Source organism: Pseudomonas farsensis (assembly GCF_014268805.2).
Classification (GTDB): Bacteria; Pseudomonadota; Gammaproteobacteria; order Pseudomonadales; family Pseudomonadaceae; genus Aquipseudomonas; species Aquipseudomonas farsensis.
On sequence record NZ_JABWRF020000004.1, the window covers coordinates 389188 to 414266 of the forward strand.

At 64.7% G+C, this 25079-nt stretch carries 23 protein-coding genes; 8 read left to right on the forward strand and 15 right to left on the reverse strand.

Features of this window, described 5'->3' with window-relative positions; genetic code table 11:
• Nucleotides 1-2: 2 nt before the first annotated feature.
• The 6 genes from HU719_RS21360 (at nucleotide 3) to HU719_RS21385 (ending at nucleotide 3772) form a co-directional block, all read left to right on the forward strand.
• Nucleotides 3-251: a helix-hairpin-helix domain-containing protein gene (locus HU719_RS21360; RefSeq protein ID WP_186534490.1), complete on the forward strand. Its 249-nt coding sequence runs from the start codon at nucleotides 3-5 to the stop codon at nucleotides 249-251.
• Nucleotides 252-332: 81 nt separating this feature from the next.
• Entirely contained in the window at nucleotides 333-554 is a 222-nt protein-coding gene (locus HU719_RS21365; protein ID WP_186516634.1) for an MbtH family protein, read from the forward strand.
• Between the two features lie 2 nt (nucleotides 555-556).
• Nucleotides 557-1276, forward strand: coding sequence for an alpha/beta fold hydrolase (locus HU719_RS21370; protein WP_186534491.1), 720 nt, complete (start codon nucleotides 557-559; stop codon nucleotides 1274-1276).
• A 58-nt stretch (nucleotides 1277-1334) separates the two neighbouring features.
• A complete protein-coding gene (locus HU719_RS21375) occupies nucleotides 1335-1886 on the forward strand; it encodes an isochorismatase family protein (protein ID WP_186534492.1) in 552 nt (183 codons plus the stop codon).
• A 76-nt stretch (nucleotides 1887-1962) separates the two neighbouring features.
• The gene (locus tag HU719_RS21380; protein ID WP_186534493.1) at nucleotides 1963-2631 is read left to right on the forward strand and encodes a hypothetical protein; all 669 of its coding nucleotides are present in this window, start codon (nucleotides 1963-1965) and stop codon (nucleotides 2629-2631) included.
• Between the two features lie 55 nt (nucleotides 2632-2686).
• On the forward strand, nucleotides 2687-3772 hold the full coding sequence (locus HU719_RS21385; protein WP_424802665.1) for a DUF1615 domain-containing protein: 1086 nt from the start codon (nucleotides 2687-2689) through the stop codon (nucleotides 3770-3772).
• Between the two features lie 11 nt (nucleotides 3773-3783).
• Here HU719_RS21385 and HU719_RS21390 read toward each other — a convergent pair whose 3' ends face one another.
• The 13 genes from HU719_RS21390 to HU719_RS21450 all read right to left on the reverse strand — a co-directional run bounded on the left by HU719_RS21390 (nucleotide 3784) and on the right by HU719_RS21450 (nucleotide 21170).
• Entirely contained in the window at nucleotides 3784-6195 is a 2412-nt protein-coding gene (locus tag HU719_RS21390) for a TonB-dependent receptor plug domain-containing protein (RefSeq protein WP_186534494.1), read from the reverse strand.
• A 33-nt stretch (nucleotides 6196-6228) separates the two neighbouring features.
• Nucleotides 6229-6723, reverse strand: coding sequence for a RidA family protein (locus tag HU719_RS21395; protein WP_186516628.1), 495 nt, complete (start codon nucleotides 6721-6723; stop codon nucleotides 6229-6231).
• Nucleotides 6724-6742: 19 nt separating this feature from the next.
• Entirely contained in the window at nucleotides 6743-8299 is a 1557-nt protein-coding gene (locus HU719_RS21400) for an NAD(P)/FAD-dependent oxidoreductase (protein ID WP_186534495.1), read from the reverse strand.
• Between the two features lie 480 nt (nucleotides 8300-8779).
• Complete coding sequence (locus tag HU719_RS21405) at nucleotides 8780-9880, reverse strand: LLM class flavin-dependent oxidoreductase (protein WP_186534496.1); 1101 nt, start codon at nucleotides 9878-9880, stop codon at nucleotides 8780-8782.
• 44 nt (nucleotides 9881-9924) lie between these two features.
• Nucleotides 9925-11259: an LLM class flavin-dependent oxidoreductase gene (locus HU719_RS21410; RefSeq protein WP_186534497.1), complete on the reverse strand. Its 1335-nt coding sequence runs from the start codon at nucleotides 11257-11259 to the stop codon at nucleotides 9925-9927.
• Nucleotides 11260-11633: 374 nt separating this feature from the next.
• Nucleotides 11634-13253 carry a dipeptide ABC transporter ATP-binding protein gene (locus tag HU719_RS21415; RefSeq protein ID WP_186534498.1) on the reverse strand — a complete coding sequence of 540 codons (1620 nt, stop codon included), beginning with the start codon at nucleotides 13251-13253 and terminating at the stop codon, nucleotides 11634-11636.
• Complete coding sequence (locus tag HU719_RS21420; RefSeq protein ID WP_186534499.1) at nucleotides 13250-14146, reverse strand: ABC transporter permease; 897 nt, start codon at nucleotides 14144-14146, stop codon at nucleotides 13250-13252. Before HU719_RS21420 ends, HU719_RS21415 begins: the two co-directional genes overlap by 4 nt.
• Nucleotide 14147: 1 nt before the next feature.
• Nucleotides 14148-15098, reverse strand: coding sequence for an ABC transporter permease (locus tag HU719_RS21425; protein WP_186516622.1), 951 nt, complete (start codon nucleotides 15096-15098; stop codon nucleotides 14148-14150).
• Nucleotides 15095-16714 (reverse strand): ABC transporter substrate-binding protein, encoded by a 1620-nt coding sequence (locus HU719_RS21430; RefSeq protein ID WP_186516620.1) that lies wholly within the window; start codon nucleotides 16712-16714, stop codon nucleotides 15095-15097. Before HU719_RS21430 ends, HU719_RS21425 begins: the two co-directional genes overlap by 4 nt.
• Nucleotides 16715-16890: 176 nt before the next feature.
• Nucleotides 16891-17685, reverse strand: a complete 795-nt coding sequence (locus tag HU719_RS21435; protein ID WP_186534500.1) for a class II aldolase/adducin family protein — start codon at nucleotides 17683-17685, stop codon at nucleotides 16891-16893.
• 17 nt (nucleotides 17686-17702) lie between these two features.
• On the reverse strand, nucleotides 17703-18647 hold the full coding sequence (locus HU719_RS21440) for a D-isomer specific 2-hydroxyacid dehydrogenase family protein (protein ID WP_186534501.1): 945 nt from the start codon (nucleotides 18645-18647) through the stop codon (nucleotides 17703-17705).
• Entirely contained in the window at nucleotides 18644-19777 is a 1134-nt protein-coding gene (locus HU719_RS21445; RefSeq protein ID WP_186516614.1) for an acyl-CoA dehydrogenase family protein, read from the reverse strand. Before HU719_RS21445 ends, HU719_RS21440 begins: the two co-directional genes overlap by 4 nt.
• Nucleotides 19778-20279: 502 nt before the next feature.
• Nucleotides 20280-21170 carry a LysR family transcriptional regulator gene (locus HU719_RS21450; RefSeq protein ID WP_186516613.1) on the reverse strand — a complete coding sequence of 297 codons (891 nt, stop codon included), beginning with the start codon at nucleotides 21168-21170 and terminating at the stop codon, nucleotides 20280-20282.
• A gap of 210 nt (nucleotides 21171-21380) precedes the next feature.
• On the opposite strand from HU719_RS21450, the gene HU719_RS21455 reads away from it, so the two are divergent.
• Both HU719_RS21455 and HU719_RS21460 read left to right on the forward strand, forming a co-directional pair.
• A complete protein-coding gene (locus tag HU719_RS21455; protein ID WP_186534502.1) occupies nucleotides 21381-22346 on the forward strand; it encodes an ABC transporter substrate-binding protein in 966 nt (321 codons plus the stop codon).
• Nucleotides 22347-22385: 39 nt separating this feature from the next.
• Complete coding sequence (locus HU719_RS21460; protein WP_437179695.1) at nucleotides 22386-23312, forward strand: aliphatic sulfonate ABC transporter substrate-binding protein; 927 nt, start codon at nucleotides 22386-22388, stop codon at nucleotides 23310-23312.
• Between the two features lie 83 nt (nucleotides 23313-23395).
• On the opposite strand, the gene HU719_RS21465 is transcribed toward HU719_RS21460, so the two are convergent.
• A complete protein-coding gene (locus HU719_RS21465) occupies nucleotides 23396-23965 on the reverse strand; it encodes a hypothetical protein (protein WP_186534504.1) in 570 nt (189 codons plus the stop codon).
• 86 nt (nucleotides 23966-24051) lie between these two features.
• Nucleotides 24052-25065 (reverse strand): XdhC family protein, encoded by a 1014-nt coding sequence (locus tag HU719_RS21470; RefSeq protein ID WP_186534505.1) that lies wholly within the window; start codon nucleotides 25063-25065, stop codon nucleotides 24052-24054.
• Nucleotides 25066-25079: the final 14 nt, after the last annotated feature.

A 25079-nucleotide genomic window follows, 5' to 3' on the forward strand; every position in this document is an offset into this window, starting at 1 on the left:
TCATGGCGTTTTCCCCCGAAGCACGCAGCCAACTGCAGGCCGTCAAAGGCGTTGGCCCAACCGTGCTGCAGCGCCTGGAACAACTGGGCTACAACAACCTTGCGCAACTGGCCGCGGCCGACGCGCGCGATATCGTCGAAGGCGCCGCCAGCCTGGTTGGCTCCAGCTGCTGGAAGAACAGCCCCCAGGCCCGTGCCGCCATCCAGGCGGCCATCGCCCGCGCTCGGGAGCTGGCCTGCACGACGGAGTAATTTTTCCGCAGGCCGCTTCGTTTTCTTGATAGCCGCCCTGCGCCCGGCGCATCCGGCCCTCATCATTCAAGGAGACAGGCAATGACTTCCGTATTCGACCGCGACGACATCGTGTTCCAGGTAGTGGTCAACCACGAAGAGCAATATTCCATCTGGCCCGACTACAAGGCCATCCCGGACGGCTGGCGTGCAGTCGGTAAAAGTGGCCTGAAACAGGAGTGCCTGGCCTACATCGACGAAGTCTGGACCGACATGCGCCCGCTGAGCCTGCGCCAGCAGATGGCTGCAGCTGCGGCCCAGTGACAGTGACCACACTGAACCTGCTGTGCCTGCCGTACTCCGGGGCCAGTGCGATGGTCTACAGCCGCTGGCGGCGCAAGCTGCCAGCCTGGCTGCAGGTGCGCCCGGTCGAATTGCCTGGGCGTGGCGCACGGCTAGGCGAAACGCCGTTCACCGACATGCAGGCGCTGGCCCGGCAACTGGCAGGCGAGCAGCGGCTTGCCGCTGGGGCCCCGTATGCCTTGCTCGGGCACAGCCTGGGCGCTTTGGTAGCGTTCGAGCTGGCCCACGAACTGCAAGCCTTGGGCTGCCCGCCACCGGTGGCGTTGTTTGCCTGTGGCACGGCGGCGCCAACTCGGCGCGAAGACTACGACGGCGCAAATTGGCGTGAGCCGAAAAGCGACGCCGAGCTGCTGGCAGAGCTGCGCAAGTTGGGCGGAACCCCGGAAGAGGTGCTGGCCAACGAAGAATTGATGAGCCTGACACTGCCGGTGGTGCGCGCCGATTTTCTGCTGTGCGGGCGCTACGCCTACCGCCAGCGCGCGCCGCTGCGTTGCCCCTTGCATGTGCTCGGGGGGCAGAGCGACCGGGCCAACGCTGAGCAGTTGCAAGCCTGGGGCAACGAAACCCAGGGGCCGTTCAGCCTCGACATGTTCCCCGGTGGGCATTTCTTCATCCACGAACATGAAGACCGTGTGCTCGCCATGCTCAGCGCCACCCTGGAGCCCCTTCGGCTGTCTGCCTGATTGACGCCGCTGTGTGTCTGGGTAAGGCTGCAGGCTTTACCCAGGCAAGGGCCGGACCATGCTGATTGACCCATCCAACGCCACGCTGCTGGTGGTCGACATCCAGGACAAACTCATCGGCGCCATGAGCGACCCTGCAGGCACCGCCGCGCGCGCCCGCTGGCTGCTGGCAGCGAGCGCCGAACTGCAGCTACCCATCGTCATTTCCGAGCAGTACCCCAAAGGCCTTGGCCACACCCTTGAAGCGCTCAAGGCGACAGCGCCGGCTGCGCAAATCGTCGAAAAAGTGCATTTCTCCTGCGTGGCTGGCGACTGCCTGCCGGATAGCCTGCTGGCGCGCGACCAAGTGATCGTATGCGGCATGGAAACCCACGTCTGCGTGCTGCAAACCGTGTTTGGCCTGTTGGCGCAGGGCAAGCAGGTGTTCGTCGTCGAGGACGCTTGCGACAGCCGTACCCCGGCCAGCAAAGCCGCTGCGCTGGCGCGTATGGGGGCGGCGGGTGCGCAGATCGTGACCCGAGAAATGGTGGTGTTCGAGCTGATGGGCAGCGCCAGCCACCCGCTGTTCCGCCACATCAGCAAGACCTATCTGGTAGGCGAGCAGCCCTGATCGGAACATTGATGGCGTTATGCTACGTGGTGCTCTAAAGTGCAGGCGGATTTCTTACTGCCTACAGGAAGTTGCAATGAAAACCCGTCTCATGCTGATCGCCGCCATGTCCTTCTGCGCCGCTGTTCCACAGGCCTTTGCCGCACCTGCAAAGCTTGCCGATGTGTTCAACGGTGAAATGCTCGGCGCCAACCTGCGTTACTTCGAGTCGGTAGCCGGTATTGCGCGTACCAGCCTCGGCGATGACCACTCCTACAAGGTCCAAGGCTGCACTATCACCGCTACCGCAGCGGGCGGCACAGTCACGGCATTGCGCCTGGAGCTGTCGCCCACGTGCAAGGCCGACCTGCAAAGCTTTGTCGGGGATTTCGGGCCGAAGGCCGGCCAGCCATTGACCGTTGGTGCACTCGGCGAGTCCACCGGTGGCGGGCTTGAGTTCTACGCCGACTGCCTGCAGATGTGTGGCAACGCGGCCGACCCGTCCGTTTACGCGTATTGGCAAGGCCCGCATGCAGCGGACTACAAAGAGGTACTGCTGGAGGTTGTGCTGGTCGATGACGCCGCTATCCAGGCCTCTGATCGCTGGGCACAGGCGATGACCCAAGCGAAGGGCGAAGACTTCGTGTCTGAGACGAAGTTCAACTGCGAACGCAGCTTCGATGCCCAAGCATTGCAGGCGTTCGCCAAAGTGAAGGCCAGCGCCGTGACCATTGGCACGGGGTTGACCAAGCCGACCTGCAACTGATTGAAGCCTGCGCCCACTGCCGCTAGGCTCTGTCTGATCAAGGCAGAGGATGAGCATGATGAAGGTGCGGTATGCGGCAATGGCGGCGGCGATCCTTGGGTTGTTGCAAGGCTGTGCGGGGCAGGGCGAGCAAGCAGCCGATACTGACCCCGCCAAGGTCCGCGCGCAGTTGCTGCGCCTGTTGCCGGCACAGGTCAAGGACCGTGAGGGTTGGGCTGAAGATATCCAGGTGGCGTTCCAGGCCCAGGATATTGCGCCGAACAAAAGCAACCTGTGCGCGGTGCTTGCGGTGACCGAGCAGGAGTCGACGTTCAACGCCGACCCGCAAGTGCCCAACCTGGGCCGTATCGCCCGCGAAGAAATCGACCGCCGTGCCGCACGCGTGCACATCCCCAAGCTGCTGGTCGACGGTGCCCTGCAAACGCCGTCGAGCAATGGCAAGACCTACCAGCAGCGCTTGCAGGCAGTGCGCAGCGAAAAGCAGCTCAGCGAGCTTTATGACGAAGTGATTGGCCGGGTACCGCTGGGCCGCTCCCTGCTGGGCGGGCTCAACCCGGTCCACACTGGCGGGCCGATGCAGGTCAGCATCGAGTTTTCCGAGCAGCACGCCAGGGGCTACCCCTATGACCATCAGGGCACGGTGCGCGACGAAGTGTTCAGCCGCCGTGGCGGCATGTACTACGGCATCTATCACCTGCTCGGCTACCCCACGCACTATGAGCGCCCGCTGTACCGCTTCGCCGACTTCAATGCTGGCTGGTACGCCAGCCGCAACGCCGCGTTTCAGGCTGCCCTGAGCCGTGCCACGGGCGCGTCGTTGGCGCTGGATGGCGACCTGATCGCGCCAGGCGCGGTAATGCCCGGCAAGACCGAAACGGCCGCGCGCATGCTGGGGCCGAAACTGGGCCTGCGCAACCCGCAGATTCGCGCGCAACTGGAGCAGGAGAGCAGCCTCGACCTTGAGCAAACCGACCTTTACCAGGGCGTGTTCCGCCTGGCCGAGGCCAAGGCCGGCAAGGCCCTGCCCCGGGCGGTGCTGCCGGGCATCGAACTTAAAAGCCCGAAGATTACCCGTAAGCTGACCACGGCCTGGTTTGCCGGGCGGGTCGACGAGCGCTATCAGCGCTGCATGAAGCGCTGATGCACCCAGCCTCAGAAGTTGTAGGTCAGCCGCCCGAAGTAATACCCACCGGTAAAGCCATACGGTGAATACACCCCGTACCCCTTGACCATGGTCTTGCTGGTGGGTGCCTGCCGCTCGGGGTAGACATCGAACAGATTGCGCGCCCCGACCGCCAGCTCCAGGTCCTTGGTCAACTGGTAGCCCACATCCAGGTCGGTGATCCAGCGCGCCTTGTACTCCCGGTCCAGGCTCCGGTCATTGGCCGCGTTGACCTCGCGCCATGACCCATAGCGGGTCAAGCCCAGGTTGACCCGGTAACGGTCCAGCCGCCAGTTGCCACCCAGTATCAGCTTGGTGTGCGGCTGCACTTCGGTCAGCAGGTTACGCGCCTGGCGGTCCATCAACTGATACGGCGTGCCCAGAATGTTCACGCTCTCCTTGTAGTCGAGGATCTCGGTCTTGTTCCAGTTGAAGGCCGCCGTCCATTTCACGGAGCCGGCGCCGCCCAGGTCCTGGTCGTAACTGCTCACCAGGTCCAGGCCCTTGGTCCGCGTGTCGGCGCCATTGGTGAAGTACTGCCCGCCCGACGTCGAGTCGATGCCGTTGGCCAGCAACGCTGCGGTGACCTCCGGCCCCAGCAGTGTGCCGGTTAGGGTAATGCGGTCGCGCACATTGATCAGGTACGCATCGGCGGTAAACGCCAGGCGCTCCGAGGCCTGCCAGGTCAGCCCCAGGCTGTAATTGGTCGACTTCTCAGGCTTGAGCGACTCGGCGCCCAGCGCTTGGGCAGCCGCCGAGTCCACCGGCAGCACGCCGTAGTTGATCGACTGATACACGCCATTGACCACCCCATAAGTGGTCGAGCGCGCGCTGAACAGGCTGTTGGCCAGCGAAGGCGCACGGAACCCGTTGCTTACCGTGGCGCGCACCGCCAGTTGCGGGGTGAATTCATAGCGCGTGGTCAGCTTGCCACTGCGGGTGGCGCCAATGCCTCGGTCGTAGTGCTCGTAGCGCAGCGCCGCGCCCCAATACCACTGCGGCAGCGGGTTGAAGCCGACGTCGACGTAGCCTGCGTAGCTGTTGCGGCTGGCGCTGGTGGCCTCGGCCGGGGAGATGCCATTGGTCACCTGCGCGCCGGACGATGCGCAGTTGCCTGGCCCGGCGCAGTAGCCGCCATCGGCCCAACTGGCCCAGTCGCCGGCTTGCACCTGATAGGTATCGCGGCGCTGCTCCAGGCCCCAGGAAAAGTCCAGCGGCTTGGCCAGTCCCACCTCGAAGCTGCGCCGCAGATCGAGGTTGCTGGTCAACTGCGAGCTGACCCAGGTGCCAGATTCGAAGTGGTTGGGCGTGGCTTCGCCCAACGATGGGTTCTGGTTGTTCCAGGTGCCTTGTTCGGCCTGGTTGCGCCCGTAGGTACTGGACAGGTCCCAGTCCCATTCGCCCACCAGGCCCTTGGCGCCGAAAGCGGCCTGGTAGTCGTACTCCTCGATGTACCAGGTCGGCGTGTAGCCAGCCGGGCGGCCGTTAGGGCCGGTGGGGACGGTGTTGACGATGGTCGGCAGGCGGTAGTTCTGGCCCTGTTCGGCCTTGCGGTATGACCAGGTGCTGAACGAGTACAGCGTCAGGTCATTTTCAAGCGGCAGCTCGGCGTTGTAACCCAAGGTCAGCAGGTTGATCTTCGGCGTGCCGTAGCCGCCGTAGGTGACCTTGCCGGCGTGGTCCAGCGCTTCGGCCTGGCTGTAGCCGTTGGCGCTGGCCTTGTTATCGTCGTTCTGGCTGCGGGCATCGAGTGCCAGTTGCACAATGCCGTCGTGGCCAATCTCGAAGCCTTTGTTCAGGCTTTGCTGCACGGTCTGTTTCTTGCCGTCGTAGCCTTGGCCGACCGTGGATACGGCGGTGCCGCTGGTGTCGGCCTTGAGGATTACGTTGATCACCCCGGCAATGGCGTCCGAGCCATATTGCGCGGCCGCGCCGTCGCGCAGCACCTCGACGTGGTCGATGGCGCTGATCGGGATCAGGTCCAAGTCACTGGGCGCAGCGCCGGCATTGATGCCGCTGATGTTCAGGGTGGCGCTGGTGTGGCGGCGTTTGCCGTTCACCAGTACCAGCACCTGGGCTGCGTTGAGCCCACGCAGGTTAGGTGCGCGGGCCATGCCGCTGGCGTCCCAGCCGGTTTTCTCCGGCAGGGTCAGCGAGGGTACGGTGGCGCTCAGGGCTTCCATCAGGCCGGGCTTGCCGGTTTCCTGCAACTGCCTGGCGCTGATCACATCGATCGGCACCGGGCTTGAGGTCACGGTCCGTTTTTCGCTACCGCGGTTGCCGGTGACGATGACCGTGCCCAAGGCCTGGGCGGCAGGTTCGTCGGCGCTGGCCGGGGTGGTATGCAGCCCGGCAGCGAAGGCTACGGGGAGTAACGAGGCAGTGGTAAAAGCTGACTTCATGCACGCAGTTCCTTGTCTGGCGGGTTGGCGCGCTCAGGGCGCCTTGGCCGCGATAGCGTCGATTTCCACAAGTGCCCCCGGCAGCGGCAGCGCGACCACCTGAAGGGCGGTGCGGGTCGGCGTGCGCGGCTGTTCGGCGGTGGCGAAAAACTCGGTGTAGGCCGTTTGCAGCCCGGCAAAATCCAGGGCGCCGCCGTTGGCTGGGTCGCCGACCAGAAACACCCGCAGTTGCACAATGTCGCCCAGGTCCAGGCCTTGGCTTTGCAGGGCCGTGCGCAGCTTTTTCAGCACCGAACGGGTCTGGGTTTCGGTATTGCCCAAGGCGGCGATGCTGCCCTTAGGGGCGGTGCTGTCCGCGACATCGGGCAGGGTGCCGCTGACAAACGTCAGTTGCGCACCGGCCGGCACTGTCACCAGTTGCGAAATCGGGAAGTTCGAGCCAGGAGGGGCAACACGTTTGATGCTGTCGGCCTGGGCATTGAGGGTCAGCGACATGAGAACTCCGGCGAGCAGAAGAAGACGAGGCATGGGGTGGTTTCCTTGAGGGTCAGGCGGCGCGGATGGCCTGGGTAGCGTGTTGGGCGATCAGGCCGACAACCCGGCGCGCGGATTCAGCGGCGCTGTTCTGCCAGATGCCGACCCCGCCATGGGCGAGTGCATCACTGGCCAGCCAGGTCCGGCCCTGGGGCTGGTTGAGCAGGTCGTAACCGGGTTGGGCGACCTCGTCGTGGACGATCCACGGCGCTTTGCTGAAGGGCACTTTCGACCAGTTCACCACCAGTGGCCGGCCCAGCTTGTGGCTGTGGCCTGGGTGCAGCGATTCCACCGCCTGGCGTGACGAGGCGATCTGCGCCGGCAGTGATTTTTCAGCGAACTGCTGGGCCACGGCGCCGGTGTTGTAGGTGGCAACCAGCACCCCTTCGGCGCTGTTCAGGCGGTCGCTGGGGTACCACAGCGTGCGCGCCTCGTGGTTGATGTAGCTGAGGCCGCCGTAGATCTGGTAGTCGGTCTCCCAGAAGCGCGGCGACTGCCAGGCCACCTTGTTGGCCTTGTCGCCTTCGGCGCTGCCGATGGCCTGCTTGAACGCTGCGCTGAAGTTGTTCGGCAGCCGGGCCAGCAGTGGCAAGGGCAGGGTGACGATGGCGTAGTCGGCATGCTCGACATGCTGCTGACCGGTCTTGCGATCCCGCCACACCACCTTGCTTGCGTTGTCGCCGGTCTCGATGCCCAGTACCTCGGCGCCCAGGCGCACGCTGTCCTTGACCTGGCGGTAGAAGGCCTTGGGGATCTGGTCCATGCCGCCCACCGGCTGGAACATGGTCGAGGAAAATTCGGGGGTTTCGTCGAACACCAGCGGCAGCAGCAGGTTGCTATCGAGCAATTGCTCAAGCGGCACCGGCTGGCGTTGCACCGGGGTCTGGTCGCCGGCGCCGGCGAAGCGGGTGTAGCCGGCGCGCACCGAGCCGCGGTATTGCTGCTCGGTGTCGAGGTCGCCGTAGACCTTGAGGAAGTCCAGTAGCGCCTTGCGCTGGCCGCCGTCCAGTTCGGCATCCAGGCTGTTGCGCTTGACGCTGCGTGCCAGCAGTTCGCTGAAGTGGCCACGGGTGTCGTTGACTGCCTGGCGCAGCAGCAGTGGCGGGCGTGCCAGGTCGGGCTGGGCGAGGGCGTTGCGGCTGCTGTTGACCAGCACCTGCAACTCGACGCCCAGTTCGCGGCAGTAGCCGAGGATGGTCAGGTGGTGGCTGGGCAGGCGGGCGGCGCCGGCATTGAAGAACTGCCCTTGGTCAAACTCTACGGTTTGCGAGGTGCCGTCGTTGAGTTCGATACGGTCGCCCTTGCGCAGGGTCCAGACCCGTCCACCGACGCGGTCACGGGCTTCAAGAACGGTGACCGAAAAGCCGGCCTTGCGCAGTTCGTAGGCTGAGACCAGCCCGGAAATACCGGCACCGACAATCACTACGCGTTTGCCGTTGCCGCCGTTGGCGGCCAGTTGCAGGGGTTCGAAAGTGGCCGCCAGGGCGTTCTGCCCCAGCGCGCCGAGTGCTGCCGAGTAGCCGCCGATGGCAGCCATGCGGGCGATCAGGTCTCTACGGGACAATCCCATGTTGCGCTCTCCGTTCGGTGTCTTAAGCGGAAGGTGCGCCACAGGGCAGACGTTCCCGTGCGGGGAACGATGGCGGGAGGCGCACATCCATTTGCCTCCGCCAGGTCGGGGTCGGTTTACAGAACTTAATGATCTTTATGAGGGTTGTGAAAGGATTTTTTGATCTAAGGTAATTATGTAATTTTCTGATTTTTATTGTTTGATTTGATGCGTTAAATCTATTTTATGCTGGGCTTGGTGGTGAGGCGTACCGGTGGCCGCCGAGAGAGTTTCAGCGCCTATGAGATCGAGCGCCGCCCGCGCGGCGCATCGCAGGCTGTCGCCAGCTCCTACAGAAATCGGACCAGCCACCAATGTCGCAGCTGACGCGGGCCTGTGGGAGCGGGCTTGCCCCGCGATGCGCCGCGCAGGCGGCGCTCGATCTGAAAAGTATTCAAGCCTCCTCGGCAGGCACCTCGAGGCCCTGAGGCGAATGTCCTTTCAAGCCCTTTTCTGCCCTCCAACTCCGTCCCGCTGCGCCACCAACTGGCGAATCCGCGGTATCAACTCCTGCCCATACTCCACCGCATCGCGCAACTGATCGAACCCGCGGAACAAGAACGTACTCACCCCCAGCTCGTAATACGCCAGTGCAGCCTGCGCCACTTGCTCTGCGGTCCCCACCAGCGAGGTGGAGTTGCCGGCACCACCGCCCAGCGCTGCAATTTCGGTCCACAACCGGGTGTCATGCACCTTGCGCTGCCCGGCCAGTTCCACCAGCCTTTGCGAGCCGATGTTGCTCTTGCCGAAGTTCTTCTCCCGGCGGTTGCCCTGACGGATGCCGATGCGCTGCTTGGCATCCTCCAGAATGCGCTCGGCGCGGTCCCAGGCCTGCTCCTCGGTCGCGCCCAGAATCGGCCGCAGAGACAGGCTGAAACGGATGTGCTTTTCTCGCCCGTAGCGGGCTGCCGCCTTGCGTACCTGGGCAATGCGCTCACGCACCTGCTCAAGCGGCTCACCCCACATCATGTACACGTCTGCATGCTTGGCCGCGACTTCCACCGCCGCGGGCGATGCGCCAGAAAAATAGATCGGCAAATGGCCCACCGGCTTCACCAGCGTCAGGTTGTCTTCAACCTGGTAGTGCGCGCCGTGGTGGTCGAAGGGTTCAGTCTGGGTCCAGGTGTTGCGCAGCACTTGCAGGTATTCGTCGGTGCGCGCATAGCGGGCGTCCTTGTCCAGGAAGTCGCCGTCACGTTGCAGGTCGCCACTGTCGCCGCCGGTGATCACGTTGATCGAAGCACGGCCGCCACTGAGCTGGTCGAGGGTGGCAAACTGGCGGGCAGCGAAGGTGGGTGCCTGAAAGCCTGGGCGGTGCGCCACCAACAGGCCGATGCGCTCGGTCAGCGCGGCCACATAGGTGGCCAGTATCAACGAGTCCGGTGCGCTGGTGTTAACCGCCAGCAGCGCTTTGTCGAAGCCGCCGTACTCTTGCGCCTGGGCGAATGCCTTGATGAACGGCAGGTCTACCTGCGGGCCGCGTGGGGCCTGGGATTCGCTGGCTTCCTGGGGGCCGATAAGGCCGATGAATTCGAGGGGCATGCAACAAAACTCCTTTTCTGTGGTGTGCGGCGAAGCCTGTGGTCTCAAGCCACCGCGCCCTGGCTGCGGCGCAGGGTATTGCGGTTGGTGGGCACGGCCAGGCCGAAGTTGTCCCGCAGTGTCGAGCCTGTGTATTCGCGGCGCACCAGCCCCCGCGCCTGCAGCAGCGGCACCACCAGTTCGGTGAAGTACTGCAAGCCGTCAGGCAGCAACTGGTTGATGATGAAACCGTCGGCGGCGCCGTTTTCGAACCAGTCCTGCACAGCATTGGCAACCTGCTCAGGGGTGCCGGTGAAGTCGCGCCGTGGCCGCGAGAAACGCAGCGCCAGTTCGCGCAGGGTCAGTTGTTCCTCGCGGGCCAGCAGTTTGAGCTGGTCGGCGGTACCCTTGTGGCTGTTGTCGCCCAGGCTGCCGAGGTCGGGGAAGGGCGCGTCCAGGTCATGCTGGCTGAAGTCGTAGTCATTGAAGGGCCGGCCGAGGGCGACGATGGCGTCTTCGATGCTCACCAGCTCGACGGCTTGCTGGTAGCGGCGCTCAACCTCTGCTTCATCGCGCCCGACGATGGGCCGAATGCCGGGCAGGATGAACAACTGCTCGGGGTTACGGCCATGGCGGGCGGCGCGTTGCTTGAGGTCCTGGTAGTAGCTGCGTGCGTCACTGAACGACTCGGGGCTGACAAAAATGGCATCGGCGTTTTGCGCGGCAAAATTGCGCCCGTCGTCGGACACCCCGGCCTGAAAGATCAGTGGCTGGCCCTGGGGCGATCGCTGGATGTTCAGCGGCCCTTTGACCTTGAAGAACTCCCCCTGGTGGCCAAGGGTATGCAGCTTGTCCGGGGCGAAGTATTCGCCGGTTTGCTTGTTGCGGGTAAAGGCATCGTCTTCCCACGAGTCCCACAGCCCCTTGACCACCTCGACGTGTTCGCGGGCAATGCGATAGCGCACCGCATGCGGCGGGTGCTCGGCCTTGCCGAAGTTGTCGGCAGTGCCCGACAGCCACGAGGTGACCACGTTCCAGCCAGCGCGCCCGCCGCTGAGCAGGTCCAGCGAGGCAAACTGGCGCGCCACCTGGAACGGCTCGGTGTAGCTGACGGTGACGGTGGCCACCAGGCCGATGTGCTCGGTGACGGCCGCCAGCGCCGAAAGGATGGTCAATGGTTCAAAGCGGTTGAGGTAGTGGGGGCTTGAGCGGGCGTGGATGTGCAGGCTGTCGGCGATGAAGGCGAAGTCGAATTTACCGGCTTCGGCCAGTTGCGCCTGCTGCTTGTAGAAGCCGAAATTGACGCTGGCATCGGCCAGCGCATCAGGGTGACGCCACTCGCCCCAGCCGTGGCCAACGCCGTGAATCATTGCGCCGAGTTTGATCTGTCGTTTGCTCATGGGAGTACCTTTGCATTCGGATAGTTAAGGCCTCCGCCGGGCGTGGGGTCGGACTGGTGGAAGGGACGTTAGCGTGTAGGGGAGGGGGTTGTGAAAGGCTTTGTGGTTCTAAGCTAATTATGCGAATAACTGATAAAGATATTTTTATAATATGTCCAATTGTGTGCTGTCGTTCTGTAGGAGCGGCCTTGTGTCGCGAAAGGGTCGCAAAGCGGTCCCGGCGATTTCAGCTTGATGCACGTGTGCTGGGGGCGCTTCGCACCCCTTTCGCGACACAAGGCCGCTCCTACACCATCAAATAGTTGCTTGCCTGAAACCACGCAATCTCCCACGCATGAGGCCCTCTGAGTCTGAGGGTTGCCAGCCCAGGCGACCTAAACCGCCACCGGCAACACACTGCGCGAATACCCCGGTATCGCCGCAATCAGCTCGCGGGTGTAGCTACTCTGCGGCTGCGACAACACCTGCAGCGCCGCCCCTTGCTCCACCACTTCGCCGCGCCGCAGCACCAGCACCTGGTCCGCCATGCTCGCCACTACCGCCAAATCATGTGACACCAGCACATAGGCAATACCCAGGTCGCGCTGCAGCGCTTCGAGCAGCGCCAGAATCTGCGCTTGCACCGATACATCCAGCGCACTCACCGGCTCGTCGAGCAGCAATACCTCAGGCTCCAGCGCCAGCGCGCGGGCAATCGCCACGCGCTGGCGCTGGCCACCGGATAATTCCTTGGGCAGGCGGTCGAGAAACTGCACCGGCAACTGCACCCGGCTTATCAGATCGCGGGCCTTCTGTTCCAGCGCCTCGCCCTTGAGCAGCCCAAACGACACCAGCGGCTCGACAATGCTGTCGAACACGGTAAAGCGCGGGTCGAGGGCAGCGAACGGGTTCTGCTGCACCAGCTGGATACGCCGGCGCAGCGGCCTGAAGGCCCTCCAGCTGTAACCGGTAACATCTTCGCCGGCAAACTCAACCCGGCCCTCGCTGGGCGCTTCCAGCCCCAGGGCAATGCGCAGCGCCGTGCTTTTGCCCGAGCCCGACTCACCGACAATGGCCAGCGTTTGCCCGGCGTACACGTCAAGGCTCAAATCGTGCAGTGCGGTAAACGGCGCTGCCTGGCCAGGCAGCGCAAAGCGCTTGCCGACGTTGCTCAGGCGCAGCAACGGCGCCTGGCCGGCTGGCGGGCCGGGCCGGCGCCGAGGCACGAAGGCAGGCGCCGCGTTGAGCAGGTCACGCGTGTACGGCTGCTGTGAGCCCCACAGCACCTGGCGTGGCGAAGCATGCTCGACCAACTCGCCGTGTTTCATCACCAGCAGGCGGTCGGCGCGGTCGCAGGCCATGCCCAGGTCGTGAGTGATGATCAGCAACGAAATGCCACGCTCGGCCACCAGCCGCTGCAAGTGGTCAAGGATGCGCCGCTGGACTGTCACATCTAATGCGCTGGTGGGCTCGTCGGCGATGATCAGGCGCGGGTCGCCGGCCAGGGCGATGGCGATCAACACCCGCTGGCGCATGCCACCGGACAGCTCGTGGGGGTATTGGCGGGCACGCAGTGCTGGCTCGTCCAGGCCCACCTGGGCGAGCAGCTCCAGCACCTCGCTGTCCAGCGCCGGGTAGCGCCGGCGATGGGCGAGTTGCAGCGCTTCGGCGATCTGCTGGCCGACACGCAAGGTCGGGTTGAGGCTGACCATCGGGTCCTGCGGCACAAGCGCCACGGTGCGCCCGCGTAGCGCACGCCGGGCACGCTCGCCGGCCTTGGCCACATCGACACCGGCGACCCGCAGCTCGCCCTGGTCGATATGCGCGTTGCCCGGCAGCAGCCCAAGCAGGGCATTGGCCAAGGTCGATTTGCCCGAACCGGACTCGCCGACAATCGCCAGGGTTTCGCCCTGCTGCAGGCTGAAGGAAAGGCCGCGAATGGCCTGGGTCTGCTGCCCGGCAAAACGGTAGCTGACACTGAGGTCGCGGACCTCGATCAAAGGGGGCTGGCTCATCGGGCATGCTCCTCGGCGCTGCGCGCCAGGTGGTTGAGGCTGAACACCACTGCGACCACGAACAAGCCCGGCAGCAGCGATACCCAGGGGGCGGTGATCAGAAAGTGCCGGCCGCTGGCGATCAGCGTGCCCCATTCCGCCGCCGGTGGTGCGGCGCCAAAACCGAGAAAGCTCAAGCCTGCTGTAGCCAGAATGGCCGCCCCGAAGTCCAGCGTGGCCAGCACCGCCACCGGCCCCCAGGCGTTAGGTAGAACATGGCGCAGCAGCGTGCGTAGCCAGCTTGCACCGCCCAGGCGCGCTGCCTCTACATACGGCAGGGTCTTGATGCGCAACACCTCGGCACGGGTGGTGCGGGCAAAGCCTGGGATGATGCCGACGCCCACGGCAATCGCCACCGGCACCGTGCCAAAGCCGATGGCGGTAACGATGGCCAGCGCCAGCAGCAGGCCGGGCAAAGCCAGCAGTACGTCGACCAGGCGCATCAGCGCTGCATCCAGGCGCCCGCCGGCAAACCCTGCCAGCACGCCAATGCCAAGACCGCCCAGCAGGGCGATGGCCACCGCCAGCAGCGCGGCCTGTACTGACAGGCGTGCGCCGTAGACCACGCGGGTGTACAGGTCACGGCCCAGTTCGTCGGTGCCGAACCAGTGCACAGCGCTTGGGGCGCTGAGCTTGTCGGCGGGCGAGGTGGCGTAGGGGGCGAAGCTGCTCAGCCAGTGGGGAGCCAGCGCCGCCAGCAGGGCGAACAGCACCACCAGCAGCGCCAGGCTGAAGCCTGGGCGGCGCAGTAGTGGGGCCACTGCCTGTTGCAGGCGCTGCCAGCGGGTGCGGCGTTTCCAGGCGGGCACAGGTGCGGCGTCGCCGGCTGTGTATAGGCGGATATCAGTGGTCATCTCAGCTCACCTTGGCGGTATGGGCGATGCGTGGATCAAGCCACGGGTAAAGCAAATCGACGATCAGGTTCACCAGCACAAAGGCGGCGGCTGATACGGCAACCACCGCCAGCACCACCGGGATGTCCTGGCGCAGCACCGCTTCCTGGGCCAGGCGGCCCACGCCATTGCGCGAGAAGATGGTCTCGACCAGCACCGCGCCGGATACGGTATTGCCGACCTGCAGGCCGATCAGCGTCAGCAGCGGCAGCGCCGCGTTGCGCAGGCCGTGGCGGGCCTGCACCTGTGCGCGGCTAAGCCCCTTGGCGAAGGCGGTGGCGATGTAAGGCTCCTGCCACACGCCCTGGAAACCGCGTTGCAGCACCTGGGCATACACCGCAGCGCTGGGGATCGCAAGGGTCACGGCTGGCAATACCAGGCTGGCAAAGCCTTGGCTGCCGGTGGCCGGAAACCAGCCAAGGCCAAACGCGAACACCTGAATCAGCAGCAGCCCCATCCAGAACACCGGCACCGAAAAGCCCAGTGATGGCAAGCGGGTGAGGGCGGTTTTCAACGGACGCCATTGCAGGTAGGCGGTGAGGTAGGCAAGGCCCACCCCGCCCAAAAGCGAAAGCACGATGGCAAGCCCCGCCAGCGCCAGGGTTTGCGGCAGGCGCTCGGCCAGCAGCGCGGTGACTGGCCGGCCCAGCGACAGCGACTGGCCAAGGTCGCCGTGCACGGCGCGCCACAGCAGGTCGAAATACTGCTCGAACAGGCCACGGTCCAGGCCGTAATAGGCACGGGCCTTGGCCAGGTCTTCAGGCGACAGGCCGTCGGCTTCCATGCCTGAGGCGCTGAGCATGATCGCCAGGGTGTCGCCGGGCAGCAGGTAGAGGATGAAATAGGTGATGGTATAAGCGCCCCACAACACCAGCAGCGCCTGGCCGACCCGGCCAATCAGGTAGCGTTTCATGGCTGCCCGACCTGAATGTCACTGAGGAAGGCAAAGCCCTCGGCGGTCCAGCGGAAGTCCTTGACCCGTGGCGCGGTCGCCGCCTGCCACACCCGTTCGTACAGCGGGAATGCCGCTGCTTCATCGACCAGCAGGTCCTGCAACTGGCCGTAGGCGGCAGCGCGCTGCGGGTCGGCAGTGGCAGTGATGCCGCTGTCGAACAGCGCCTGCACCTTGGGCAAGGTCTGCGGCTCGTAGCTGTTGGTGGCCAGGGTGGCACTGTTGGCGGCGCGCGGGTCGAGGATGGTCTGCAGGATGATCGGATCGGCGCGGGTCATGTAGGTGGAGGTCAGGTCGTAGTTGCCCGAGGCGTTGCCGGCGACCCATTCGGCGCGGGTCAGTACGTTCAGCTTCAGGTCGATGCCGACTTTGCGCAGTTGGTCCTGCACCAGCACATCGCCTGCGCTTTCGGCCGGGGTGAGGTTGTAGCGCAAGGTCAGGCGCTGGCCGTCCTTGTGCCGGTAGCCGTCGGCGCCCTTGTGCCAACCAGCAGCTTCGAGCAGCTGTTCGGCGCCTTTGGGGTCGTAGGCAAGCTTGTCGGCCTGCGCCTTGAAATACGGCGTGGTCACGTCGTACACGCCGCTGACCACCGGGAACTCGGCGTTGTACACGGTGTGCGCGTAGCTGGTGCGGTCGATGGCCTTTTGCAGCGCCAGGCGCACCTGGCGGTCGCCGAGCAGGCGGTTGTTGCGGGTGTTGGGGTACAGGTTGAGCGCAGGCCCCGGCAGCGACCGGCTCTGGATGGTCGCGCCTTTGCTCTGGAACAATTTGAGGTCAACCTCGGAGAACGGGTTGCGCGGCCACAGGATATCGGCCTTGCCTTGCAAAAACAGGCCATTGCGCACGCTTTCTTCGGGGATGTAGCTGATTTCTACCGCGTCCAGGTGCGCCGCGCCCTTGTTGCTGACGTTGGCCGAGGCCCAGGCGTAGTCGGCGCGCTTGACCAGCCGTGCGCCCACTTCGGGGGTGTAGTGTTCCAGCACGAACGGGCCGGTGCCGATGATCTTGCCCTGCGAGCGCTCCTGGGCGCTTAGCTTGTAGGAGGCTGGCGCGAGGATCGCCAGGTTGGTGGTGGAGGTGGCTTGCAGGAAGCCGGCGTTAGGCCGCGCCAGCACCAGGCGCACGGTGAAATCGTCGACCACCTCGGCGTGGTCGTAGCCGGCCAGGTAAGTGGCGCCGAAGGTGGCCGGCAACTGCGTGGCAAACGCCTTGTTGCTATCGAAGGCGGCCTTGACGGCGTGGGCATCGAAGCGTTCGCCGTTGCTGAAGGTGACGTCCTGGCGCAAGTGGAAGGTGTAGCTCAGCGCATCGCTGCCCACCTCCCAGCTTTTCGCCAGCCACGGGATGATGCGGCCGGTCTGCGGGTCCTGGTCGGTGAGCGATTCGGCGACGTTGCGCAGCAAGACGCGGTGTTCGAGCCAGTAGACCTGGAACGGGTCGACGCTGACCAGCGTGGTATTGTCGCCCCAGAAGGCGATATTCAGGGTTTTGCTGGCGGCGTTGTTGTCTGCCGGCGAGCAGGCATTGAGCGCCAAGGCGAGGGCGCCGATGGCGAACAGGCGGTGCAGTGAGGGCATGGGGTGGGTCCTTCGAAAACCAGGCGATGGGGGTGGGCTTGCCGTAATGGCAGTCAATCAAGCCCTTCGGGGCCGCTTTGCGGCCAATCGCGGGGCATGCCCACTTCCACAAAGGCAGCATTCATGCACTCTGTAGGAGCGGGCTTGCCCCGCGATTGGCAACCGCTACCTTGCAATCAGTCTTGGTAATCCCGCCCCTCCCGGTCCAACTGGCGAATCAGTGCTTCCCAGTGGCGCTGGATGCCTTCACCCTTGCCATCGGAAAACCGCTTGGACTGCTCATGCACCTTGGCAATCGCAGCCGGCGATGCGTGCAGCAACTGGTCATTGCCGCCCGCCTGCGCCGCCACCTGGATGTTGCAGGCGCGCTCCAGCCCGTGCAGCTCGCGGAACGCATGCTCGACGCTGATGCCGCCGGTCAGCAGGCCATGGTTGCGCAGAATCAGGATGTTGCTCTGGCCCAGGTTGGCCACCAGCCGTTGCTGCTCGTCCAGGTCCAGCGCCACGCCTTCGTAGTCGTGGTACGCCACGCGGCTGTAGTAGGCCAGGCTGTGCTGGGAAATCGGCAGCAGCCCATCACGCTGGGCCGAGACCGCCGCGCCGTCGCGGGTGTGGGTATGCAGCACGGCCTTGAGGTCGGGGCGAGCGGCGTGGATGGCGCTGTGGATGACGTAGCCGGCCTGGTTGATGCCCAGCCCCAGCGGGTCGTCGATGAGGGTGCCGTCGACGTCAACCTTGACCAGGTTGGAGGCGGTGATTTCATCGAACAACAGGCCGAAGGCGTTGATCAGGAAATGCTCATCAGGGCCCGGCACTCGCGCCGAAAAGTGCGTGTAGATGTGGTCGGTCCAGCGAAACAGCGCGGCCAGGCGGTAGGCCGCGGCGAGCTTGACCCGCACCTCCCATTCTTCGGCGCTGACCCGTTGGCGCACGCTCGGGGTGCTGGTGGTGACGGCAGACAATGAGGTCATGGTGTGTTCTCCGGTAATCAGTAGCCGCGTGCGGTATCGACCAGGTTGGCCAGTGGCGCCTGCTCGCGGTAGCGGTGGAAGTTGGCGATGAAGGCGTCGAGCAAGGCCGGGTAGCCGTCTTCGGAAATGGCCGAGGTGTGCGGCGACAGGAACACCCGCGGGTGGTGGTACAACGGGTGCCCGGCAGGCAGCGGCTCAGGCTCGGTGACATCCAGGCTGGCGCGGCCGATCAGGCCGCTGTCCAGGGCATCGAGCAGGGCTTGTTGGTCAAGCAACCCGCCCCGGGCGATGTTGATCAGGTGCAGCCCCGGGCGGGCGTGGGCCAACACCTGACGGTTGATCAGGCCGCGGGTGGCGGCGGTGAGCGGGGCGGCGAGCACCAGGTGGTCACTGCCGGCGAACAGTTGTTGCAGGCTGTCGACGCGCTGCACGCCGGGCACCTCGGCGATGGCCTGGCCTGGGCGGCTCAGCGCCAGCACGTGCATGCCCAGCGCCACGGCCTTGCGCGCCAGGCTCTGGCCGATGCTGCCAAAGCCCAGAACCCCTAAGGTGCGGCCCCTTACTTGCGCAAGCGGGGTCAGGCGCCAGTCTGCATCCTTCACCCAAAGCCCCGGTAATTGCTTGGCTGCCGCGAACATCAGGGCCAAGGCGAACTCGGCTACCTGTTCGGCGTTGGCGCCTTTGCCGCTGGTGACCTGCGGGCCGTTGAATACCCAGTCGGGGTAGAAATCGATGCCAGAGGACACCAACTGCACCCACTTCAAGTTCCACGGCCAGCCGGCAGGCGGGCTGTCGACGCGCTGGCCGCGAATGTTGACCGGGCGCAGGAGCAGCACATCGGCGGGCACCTCGATGGCCAACTGGCTGGGGGCGATATCGATCACTTCGTGGTCGGCCAGTTGCTCGCGCAGCACCTGGTTGGCCTGGGCATCAAGCTGGCTGGCGATGATTGCATGGCTCATGGGGTTACCTCGGCAAGAGCGGTGCGCCCGACCTGGCTGAACACCACGTCGTCCTGTGGGGTGTGAATGCGGCTGCAGAGCACGTCGCGGTAATGCCGCTCCAGCGGATTGCGCCGTGACAGGCCGGGGTTGCCCGCCGCCTCTACTGCCAGCTGCACTGCCTGGATGGCGTTGGCGCTGACCAAGTGCTTGACCTGCCCGGCATGGCGCGGGTCGATGTGCCCGGAGCCTGCGGAGTCCAGCAGGCTCTGGTTGGCGAACAACAGGGTGTCGATGCGCCCAAGCACCTCTTGAAAACGCGGCAGGGTAGCCAACGGCGCGCCGAGGTTGGACGGCGCGCGCTGGTTTAGAAACCCGGCCAGCCAGTCGCGTGCGGCGCGGGCCACGCCGTCGTAGACCGCCGGCAGCAGCACGGCCATCCACAGCAGGCTTTCACCGTCAAGTTCCGCCTTTGGGGCGCTGGCGGGGCTGACGCTGACGGCGTGGTCGAGGGGGATCAACACGTCATCGAAGCGCACTTCGTGGCTGCATGTTGCGCGCATGCCAAGGTGGTCCCAGTCCTCGACGATGGTGATGCCGGGGGTATCGCGGTGCACTAGAAAGCCGCCTACCAGCGGGTCGCTGTCATCGCTGCGACCCCACACCAGGTACCAGCTCAGGCCGTGGCTGCCGGTGGAGTAGATCTTGCTGCCGCTAAGCCGCCAGCCCTCGGCCGTGCGCCGCGCGACGGTGGCCGGCAAGCCGCCACGGGCTGGCGTGCCAAGGGCTGGTTCCACGCGCAGGGCGTTGATCAGTGCGCCGTGCTGCACCGCATCGCGGGCCACGCGCTGGCGCAGGTGTTCGGGCCAGCGTGCTTCATCTTGCAGGCGAAAGTGTTGCAGGTACTGCATCACCAGAATCAGCGCGGTGGCGGGGTCCCCCTTGGCCACCGCGCTGATCACCCGGCGTGCGCCAGCCAGGTCGGCGCCGCCGCCGCCCAAGGTGCGGGGTACGGTCAGGGCGAGCAGGCCATGGCGATGCAGCAGGTCGAAGTTGTCTTTGGGGAACTGCGCGCTGCGGTCGTAGCGCTCGGCGTTGGCCCCCAGGGCCTGGGTCAGCTCGGCCAGGGCGCTGTCGGAAGGGTGACTCATGAGGGGTTCATCCCTGAATGACGGTAGGTTTGTTAAGACCGTATTCGTATGAATGAAGGCTGTAAAAGTCTTTTTGGTTCTAAGCTAATTATTTGTTTTTAGAATTTACTGGTTTTTGTTTTATGCGAAATATGCATTTAGAGGGGTGTCAGGGCTGCCAGGTGTTTGCCGAAAGAGTTGTGGCGCCTATCCGATCGAGCGCCGCCCGCGCGGCGCATCGCAGGCTGGCGCCAGCTCCCACATTTGTTTCGGGCCAGTCTGTCCTGTGCCATTGCCTGGTCCGCCTTGTTGGCAAGGCGCGGTTTCAGCGTGTGCGCCAAGGCAGCTCCATATGACTCAAGACAGGCACCAAGGCAGGCGCCGATGCTTTCACAGGCATAACTGGCCCGAAACAGATGTGGGAGCTGGCGCCAGCCTGCGATGCGCCGCGCGGGCGGCGCTCGATCTCACAGGCGCTGGAAGTCCCTCGGCGAACATTGGCAGCCTCCCCCAAAACTCACTCTTACCCCAACAACCGCCCCCCGGCCACCTCACCAAACAACTCCACCGGCCCTTGCAAATTACCCAGATACCGCGGATGAAACAGCCACAAATCCACCAGCGGCTTGAAGTCGGTAACATTCAGCACCTCAAGCTCATCACGGTGTCGGCTGGCGAGCAACAGCGGTTCCGGCACCAGCCCCAGCCCCTGACCATTGGCCACCAACCCTAGCTGCAACTCGGTCCCGAACGTTTCCAGATTGATCGACAAACTCAACCCCTGTTCGCTCAACGCCCGTTGCAGCCCCGCGCGGAACCCGCACCCGTCGGGGTTGAGCACCCAGCCGCGGGTATAACAGTCCCTGAGCTTGTAGCTGCGTTTGCCGGCACTGCCCTTGGCTGCCACTACCTTCAGCGGCATACGCGCGATCGACTGGCTGGCGATACCTTCGGGGAATATCTTGCCCGGTGGGAACAACGCCGCCGCCGCGTCCAGCTCGCCGTTTTCCATGCGCGCAATCAGGGTGCTGCCCCAGCCGCTGGTGACCTGCGTGCGCAGCGGCGGGTAGGCCTCGCGGATTTTCGCCAGTGCATCGAGCAACACCACATCGCCCAAGGTCTGCGGCACGCCCAGGCGCAGGGTGCCCGACGGCGCGCCGTCATTGGCTACCAGTTCACGCAATGAGTCGATCTCGCGCAGGATCGCCTTGCACTGCTCGTACACCCGCAAGCCCATGGGCGTGGGCTTGAGCGGCTTGGTGTTGCGGTCGAGCAGGGTAGCGCCGAGGTCTTCCTCGAAGTTCTGCACCCGGCGGGTAATGGCCGGCTGCGTGAGTTGCAAGGCCTCGGCAGCCAGGTTGGTCGACTGGCAACGAATGACCGCCACGAAGGCGTCCATGTCATCGATTTTCATATTCGGCGCTCGCAGGACAGAACGGGAAAAATAAGCCACTAGCATAATCGTGTAGACGGGTAATGCTATAGCAGTTGCTTAGCACGCGCGGTTTGTTCTGCAAAATGCATATTAGGTTATTCCTAAAATCAATTTAGTTTATTCAGATCTTGTCGTTACAGTCACTTCACAGGCCGCATCGAGCCGTCTGCTCTGACCCTGAGGAGTGCCATGTCCATTCGTTCGAAGTTGCTGACCCTTGCCGCAGCGGTGCTGCTGGCCAGCCAGGCCACCGCCAGTGAGCGCCTGACCCTGCGTATCGGCGATCAGAAGGGCAACATGCGCGCCCAGCTTGAGGCCGCCGACGCACTGCGCGATCTGCCCTATGACATTCGCTGGGCCGAGTTCCCGGCAGCCGCGCCCTTGGCCGAAGCGCTGAACGCCGGGGCCATCGATGCCGGCATCATTGGCGATGCGCCGTTGTTGTTCGTGCTGGCGTCGGGGGCGCCGGTCAAGGCGATTGCCGTGGACAAGTCCGACCCGTACGGCACCGCGTTGCTGGTGCGCCCGGACGCTGCGCTGCGCACTGCGGTGGACCTCAAGGGCAAACGCATTGCCACTGGCCGTGGCTCCATCGGCCATCACCTGGCGCTCAAGGCGCTGGACCAGGTGGGCCTGAGCGAAAAGGACGTCGATTTTCGTTTTCTCGGCCCGGTCGATGCCAAGATTGCCCTGGCCAACGGTTCGGTCGACGCCTGGTCCACCTGGGAACCCTACACCGCGCTGGCCGAGCTGAGCGGGCAGGGCAGGGTGCTGGTCAATGGACGAGGGCTGTCCAGCGGCAACAGTTTTCTGGCCGCCACCGACAGCGCGCTGAATGACAGCGCCCGGCGTGCGGCGCTGCAGGATTACCTCAACCGCCTGGCCGGCGCGCAAGTCTGGGCCAACCAGCACCTGGACAGCTACTCGAAAACCCTGGCGGCGATCATCGGCTTCCCCGAAGACGCTGCGCGCCTGCAATTCGAGCGGCGCCAGTTGCGCTGGCAGGTGATCGACCCGCAGACCGTCGCCCAGCAGCAGGACACGGCTGATTTCTATCACACCCACGGCCTGATGGCCGAACGCCTTGAAGTGGCACCGACCTTCGCCACCGGCTTCACCTTGCCCAGCGCTGCAAAACTTGCCGCGCAACCCTGACCCGGAGACTGCCCCATGCTGTTGAAACCTGCGCGCCAGATGGCCCTGGCGCTGTTGTTCGGCGCGTTGCTGCCGGGCCTTGCCAGCGCCGAACAGACCTTGCGCATCGGCTACCAGAAATCGTCCACGTTGCTGACTTTACTCAAAGCCCGAGGCACCCTCGAACAGAAGCTGGCCGCTGAAGGTATTCGTATTTCCTGGCATGAGTTTCCAAGCGGCCTGCCGTTGCTGGAGGCGCTGAACCTGGGCAATGTCGATGTATCGGCTGATGTTGCAGACACCGTGCCGGTATTCACCCAGGCCGCTGGCGCCAGGCTGACGTATTTTGCCCGCGAGACGCCATCGCCTACCGCCCAGGCGATTCTGGTGCCGGCAGATTCACCGCTCAAGACCTTGGCCGACCTCAAGGGCAAGCGTGTGGCGGTGACCAAGGCGGCTGGCAGCCACTACCTGCTGATTCAGGCCTTGGCCAAGGCGGGGCTGAGTTTCAAGGACATCACCCCGGCCTACCTGATCCCGGCGGACGGGCGCGCAGCCTTCGAGAACCGCAAGGTCGATGCCTGGGTAACCTGGGACCCGTATGTGGCCAGCGCCCAGCGCCAACAGAACGCGCGCATTCTGGCCGACGGCAGCGGCCTTGCCAGTTATCAGCGTTATTACCTGGCCGGCAGCGACTATGCCAAGGCGCACCCCGAGGTGTTGCAGCAGGTGTATCAGGCGTTGCGCGAGGCGGGCACCTGGGCCAAGGCCAACCCGGCGGCGGCGGCGCGGATTCTTGGGCCGTTGTGGGGCAACCTGGACGTGGCCACGGTGCAGCAAGCCAATGCTCGGCGCAGTTATGACGTGCAGCCTGTGCAGGTGGATAACCTGGCGGAGCAGCAACGCATTGCCGATGCGTTCTACCGCGAAGGGTTGCTGCCCAAGGCTGTGGATGCGCAGGCGGTAAGTGTGTTCGAGCCGCGGTGAGAGGGGCCGCGTTGCGGCCCATCGCAGCACAAGGCCGCGCCTCCAGGGGAACCCGGGTAGCTGCGGCCTTGCGTCGCAACAACCTAGCGCGAAGTCTCTACCCGCAGTACTTCGGTGTAGATCGCATCAACGGTCTGGTCGACCTTGAGGTTTTTCATCCGCCCCTGCAGCTCGGGGTCTTCCACCTTCACCACCTGCAACTTGCCCTCAGGCGGCAACAACGTGACCTCGTGGGCCTTGAGGTCGATCTTCTTGATCTGCGACGTCACCTTCACCTGGCGGAACGCCTCGCCGCCTGGGTTGGGGTTGGCTGCCGTCGCGCGCAGGGTGCCCGCTTCTTCCGAGGCCTTCGGGGCACCGCCGACCTCGGTGTTGAGCACGTAGGCGACCGCACGGGTGACGTAGATATCAACCTTGTCGCCAACCTTGAGGTTGGGCAGCGACTTGGCCTGTTCACTGAGCTGGAACGTCACGTCCTTGTCGTGCGGGCCCTTGACCGTGACCTGGCGGCTGGCCAGGTCAATGGCCGTGACCTCGGTGCTGACGTGGCTCTCCAAGGCTTCGCTGGCGATGGGCAACTGGGCGGCATGGGCGCTGAAGCTTGCGGCAGACACTAACGAGGCGAGAGCGATGGCGCGGGTAATGGGGTTCATTGCCTGTCTTCCTTGTGATCGATACCGGGTTGGGTTTAGCGAACACAAGCATAGCCACTGCCTGGCGTTTGTGACGCCAGCGCAGCTCAAACCGCCGATTCTTGCGCGCCCTTGGCCGCTGACACCTTCAGCGCGCCCGGCAAACTCACCGCATTCTTCGCCGCCAGCACCTCGGCCATCACACTCACGGCAATCTCTGCCGGGGTCTTGCTGCCGATATAGATACCGATTGGGCCATGCAGGCGCTCCAGCGAGCGTTCGGTTTCGCCGAAATGCTCGATCAGCCGCTCGCGGCGCAGTTGGCTGTTGCGCCTTGAACCGATAGCGCCAATGTAGAACGCAGGCCCGTGCAGGGCTTCGAGCAGTGCCAGGTCATCGAGCTTGGGGTCATGGCTGACGGCAATGATACAGGTGCGGGCATCGGCCCGGAAGGCCCGTACCACGTCGTCCGGCATCCCAGGTACGGCGTCCACCCCGGCCACGGCCCAACTGGCCATATGCTCTGGGCGCGGGTCGCACACTGCCACCTTGAAGCCGTTGAACAGCGCCATGGTGGCCAGGTATTCGGCCAGGGCACCGGCACCGATCAGCAGCATGCGGTAGCCGGGGCCGAGGGTGTTGGCCATGCGCTGGCTGTTGCAACTGAAGGGCAACGGCTTGGCTGTGGGGGCCAGGCTGACGGCGCCATCGGCCAGCGCCAGCGTGCGTTGTACCAGTTGGCCGTCGTCGAGCAGGCCGAGCAGTTGCTGCAGCGCGGCAGGGTCCGGGCTGAATTCCAGAACCAGTTCCAGCGTGCCGCCGCAGGGCAGGCCGAAGCGGTGCGCTTCATCGGCACTGACGCCATAGCGCACCCGCTGGGGTGGGCCGTCGGTGAAGGGTTGGCCGCCGTAGGCGCTGGTATGGCTGTGGATCAGGTCGTCCTCGATGCAGCCGCCCGACACGCTACCCACCACGCGGCCATCGCTGCGCAGGGCCATCATCGAACCCTCCGGGCGCGGCGACGAACCCCAGGTGTGGGCGACGGTGGCCAGTAGCACACGATGGCCGCTGGCGAGCCAGTCATGGGCTGTGCGCAAGACCAACAGGTCGATGCTTTCCATGATGTTTGCAACCT

Excerpts from the sequence above, each read along its gene's own strand:
- HU719_RS21365 (WP_186516634.1), top strand. The coding sequence starts at position 333 with ATGACTTCCGTATTCGACCGCGACGACATCGTGTTCCAGGTAGTGGTC.
- HU719_RS21425 (WP_186516622.1), bottom strand. The coding sequence starts at position 15,098 with ATGAAACGCTACCTGATTGGCCGGGTCGGCCAGGCGCTGCTGGTGTTG.
- HU719_RS21405 (WP_186534496.1), bottom strand. The coding sequence starts at position 9,880 with ATGCCCCTCGAATTCATCGGCCTTATCGGCCCCCAGGAAGCCAGCGAA.
- HU719_RS21385 (WP_424802665.1), top strand. The coding sequence starts at position 2,687 with ATGATGAAGGTGCGGTATGCGGCAATGGCGGCGGCGATCCTTGGGTTG.
- HU719_RS21470 (WP_186534505.1), bottom strand. The coding sequence starts at position 25,065 with ATGGAAAGCATCGACCTGTTGGTCTTGCGCACAGCCCATGACTGGCTC.
- HU719_RS21445 (WP_186516614.1), bottom strand. The coding sequence starts at position 19,777 with ATGAGTCACCCTTCCGACAGCGCCCTGGCCGAGCTGACCCAGGCCCTG.
- HU719_RS21460 (WP_437179695.1), top strand. The coding sequence starts at position 22,386 with ATGGCCCTGGCGCTGTTGTTCGGCGCGTTGCTGCCGGGCCTTGCCAGC.
- HU719_RS21380 (WP_186534493.1), top strand. The coding sequence starts at position 1,963 with ATGAAAACCCGTCTCATGCTGATCGCCGCCATGTCCTTCTGCGCCGCT.
- HU719_RS21360 (WP_186534490.1), top strand. The coding sequence starts at position 3 with ATGGCGTTTTCCCCCGAAGCACGCAGCCAACTGCAGGCCGTCAAAGGC.
- HU719_RS21465 (WP_186534504.1), bottom strand. The coding sequence starts at position 23,965 with ATGAACCCCATTACCCGCGCCATCGCTCTCGCCTCGTTAGTGTCTGCC.
- HU719_RS21430 (WP_186516620.1), bottom strand. The coding sequence starts at position 16,714 with ATGCCCTCACTGCACCGCCTGTTCGCCATCGGCGCCCTCGCCTTGGCG.
- HU719_RS21415 (WP_186534498.1), bottom strand. The coding sequence starts at position 13,253 with ATGAGCCAGCCCCCTTTGATCGAGGTCCGCGACCTCAGTGTCAGCTAC.
- HU719_RS21395 (WP_186516628.1), bottom strand. The coding sequence starts at position 6,723 with ATGCCTCGTCTTCTTCTGCTCGCCGGAGTTCTCATGTCGCTGACCCTC.
- HU719_RS21450 (WP_186516613.1), bottom strand. The coding sequence starts at position 21,170 with ATGAAAATCGATGACATGGACGCCTTCGTGGCGGTCATTCGTTGCCAG.
- HU719_RS21390 (WP_186534494.1), bottom strand. The coding sequence starts at position 6,195 with ATGAAGTCAGCTTTTACCACTGCCTCGTTACTCCCCGTAGCCTTCGCT.
- HU719_RS21375 (WP_186534492.1), top strand. The coding sequence starts at position 1,335 with ATGCTGATTGACCCATCCAACGCCACGCTGCTGGTGGTCGACATCCAG.
- HU719_RS21440 (WP_186534501.1), bottom strand. The coding sequence starts at position 18,647 with ATGAGCCATGCAATCATCGCCAGCCAGCTTGATGCCCAGGCCAACCAG.
- HU719_RS21435 (WP_186534500.1), bottom strand. The coding sequence starts at position 17,685 with ATGACCTCATTGTCTGCCGTCACCACCAGCACCCCGAGCGTGCGCCAA.
- HU719_RS21400 (WP_186534495.1), bottom strand. The coding sequence starts at position 8,299 with ATGGGATTGTCCCGTAGAGACCTGATCGCCCGCATGGCTGCCATCGGC.
- HU719_RS21420 (WP_186534499.1), bottom strand. The coding sequence starts at position 14,146 with ATGACCACTGATATCCGCCTATACACAGCCGGCGACGCCGCACCTGTG.
- HU719_RS21455 (WP_186534502.1), top strand. The coding sequence starts at position 21,381 with ATGTCCATTCGTTCGAAGTTGCTGACCCTTGCCGCAGCGGTGCTGCTG.
- HU719_RS21410 (WP_186534497.1), bottom strand. The coding sequence starts at position 11,259 with ATGAGCAAACGACAGATCAAACTCGGCGCAATGATTCACGGCGTTGGC.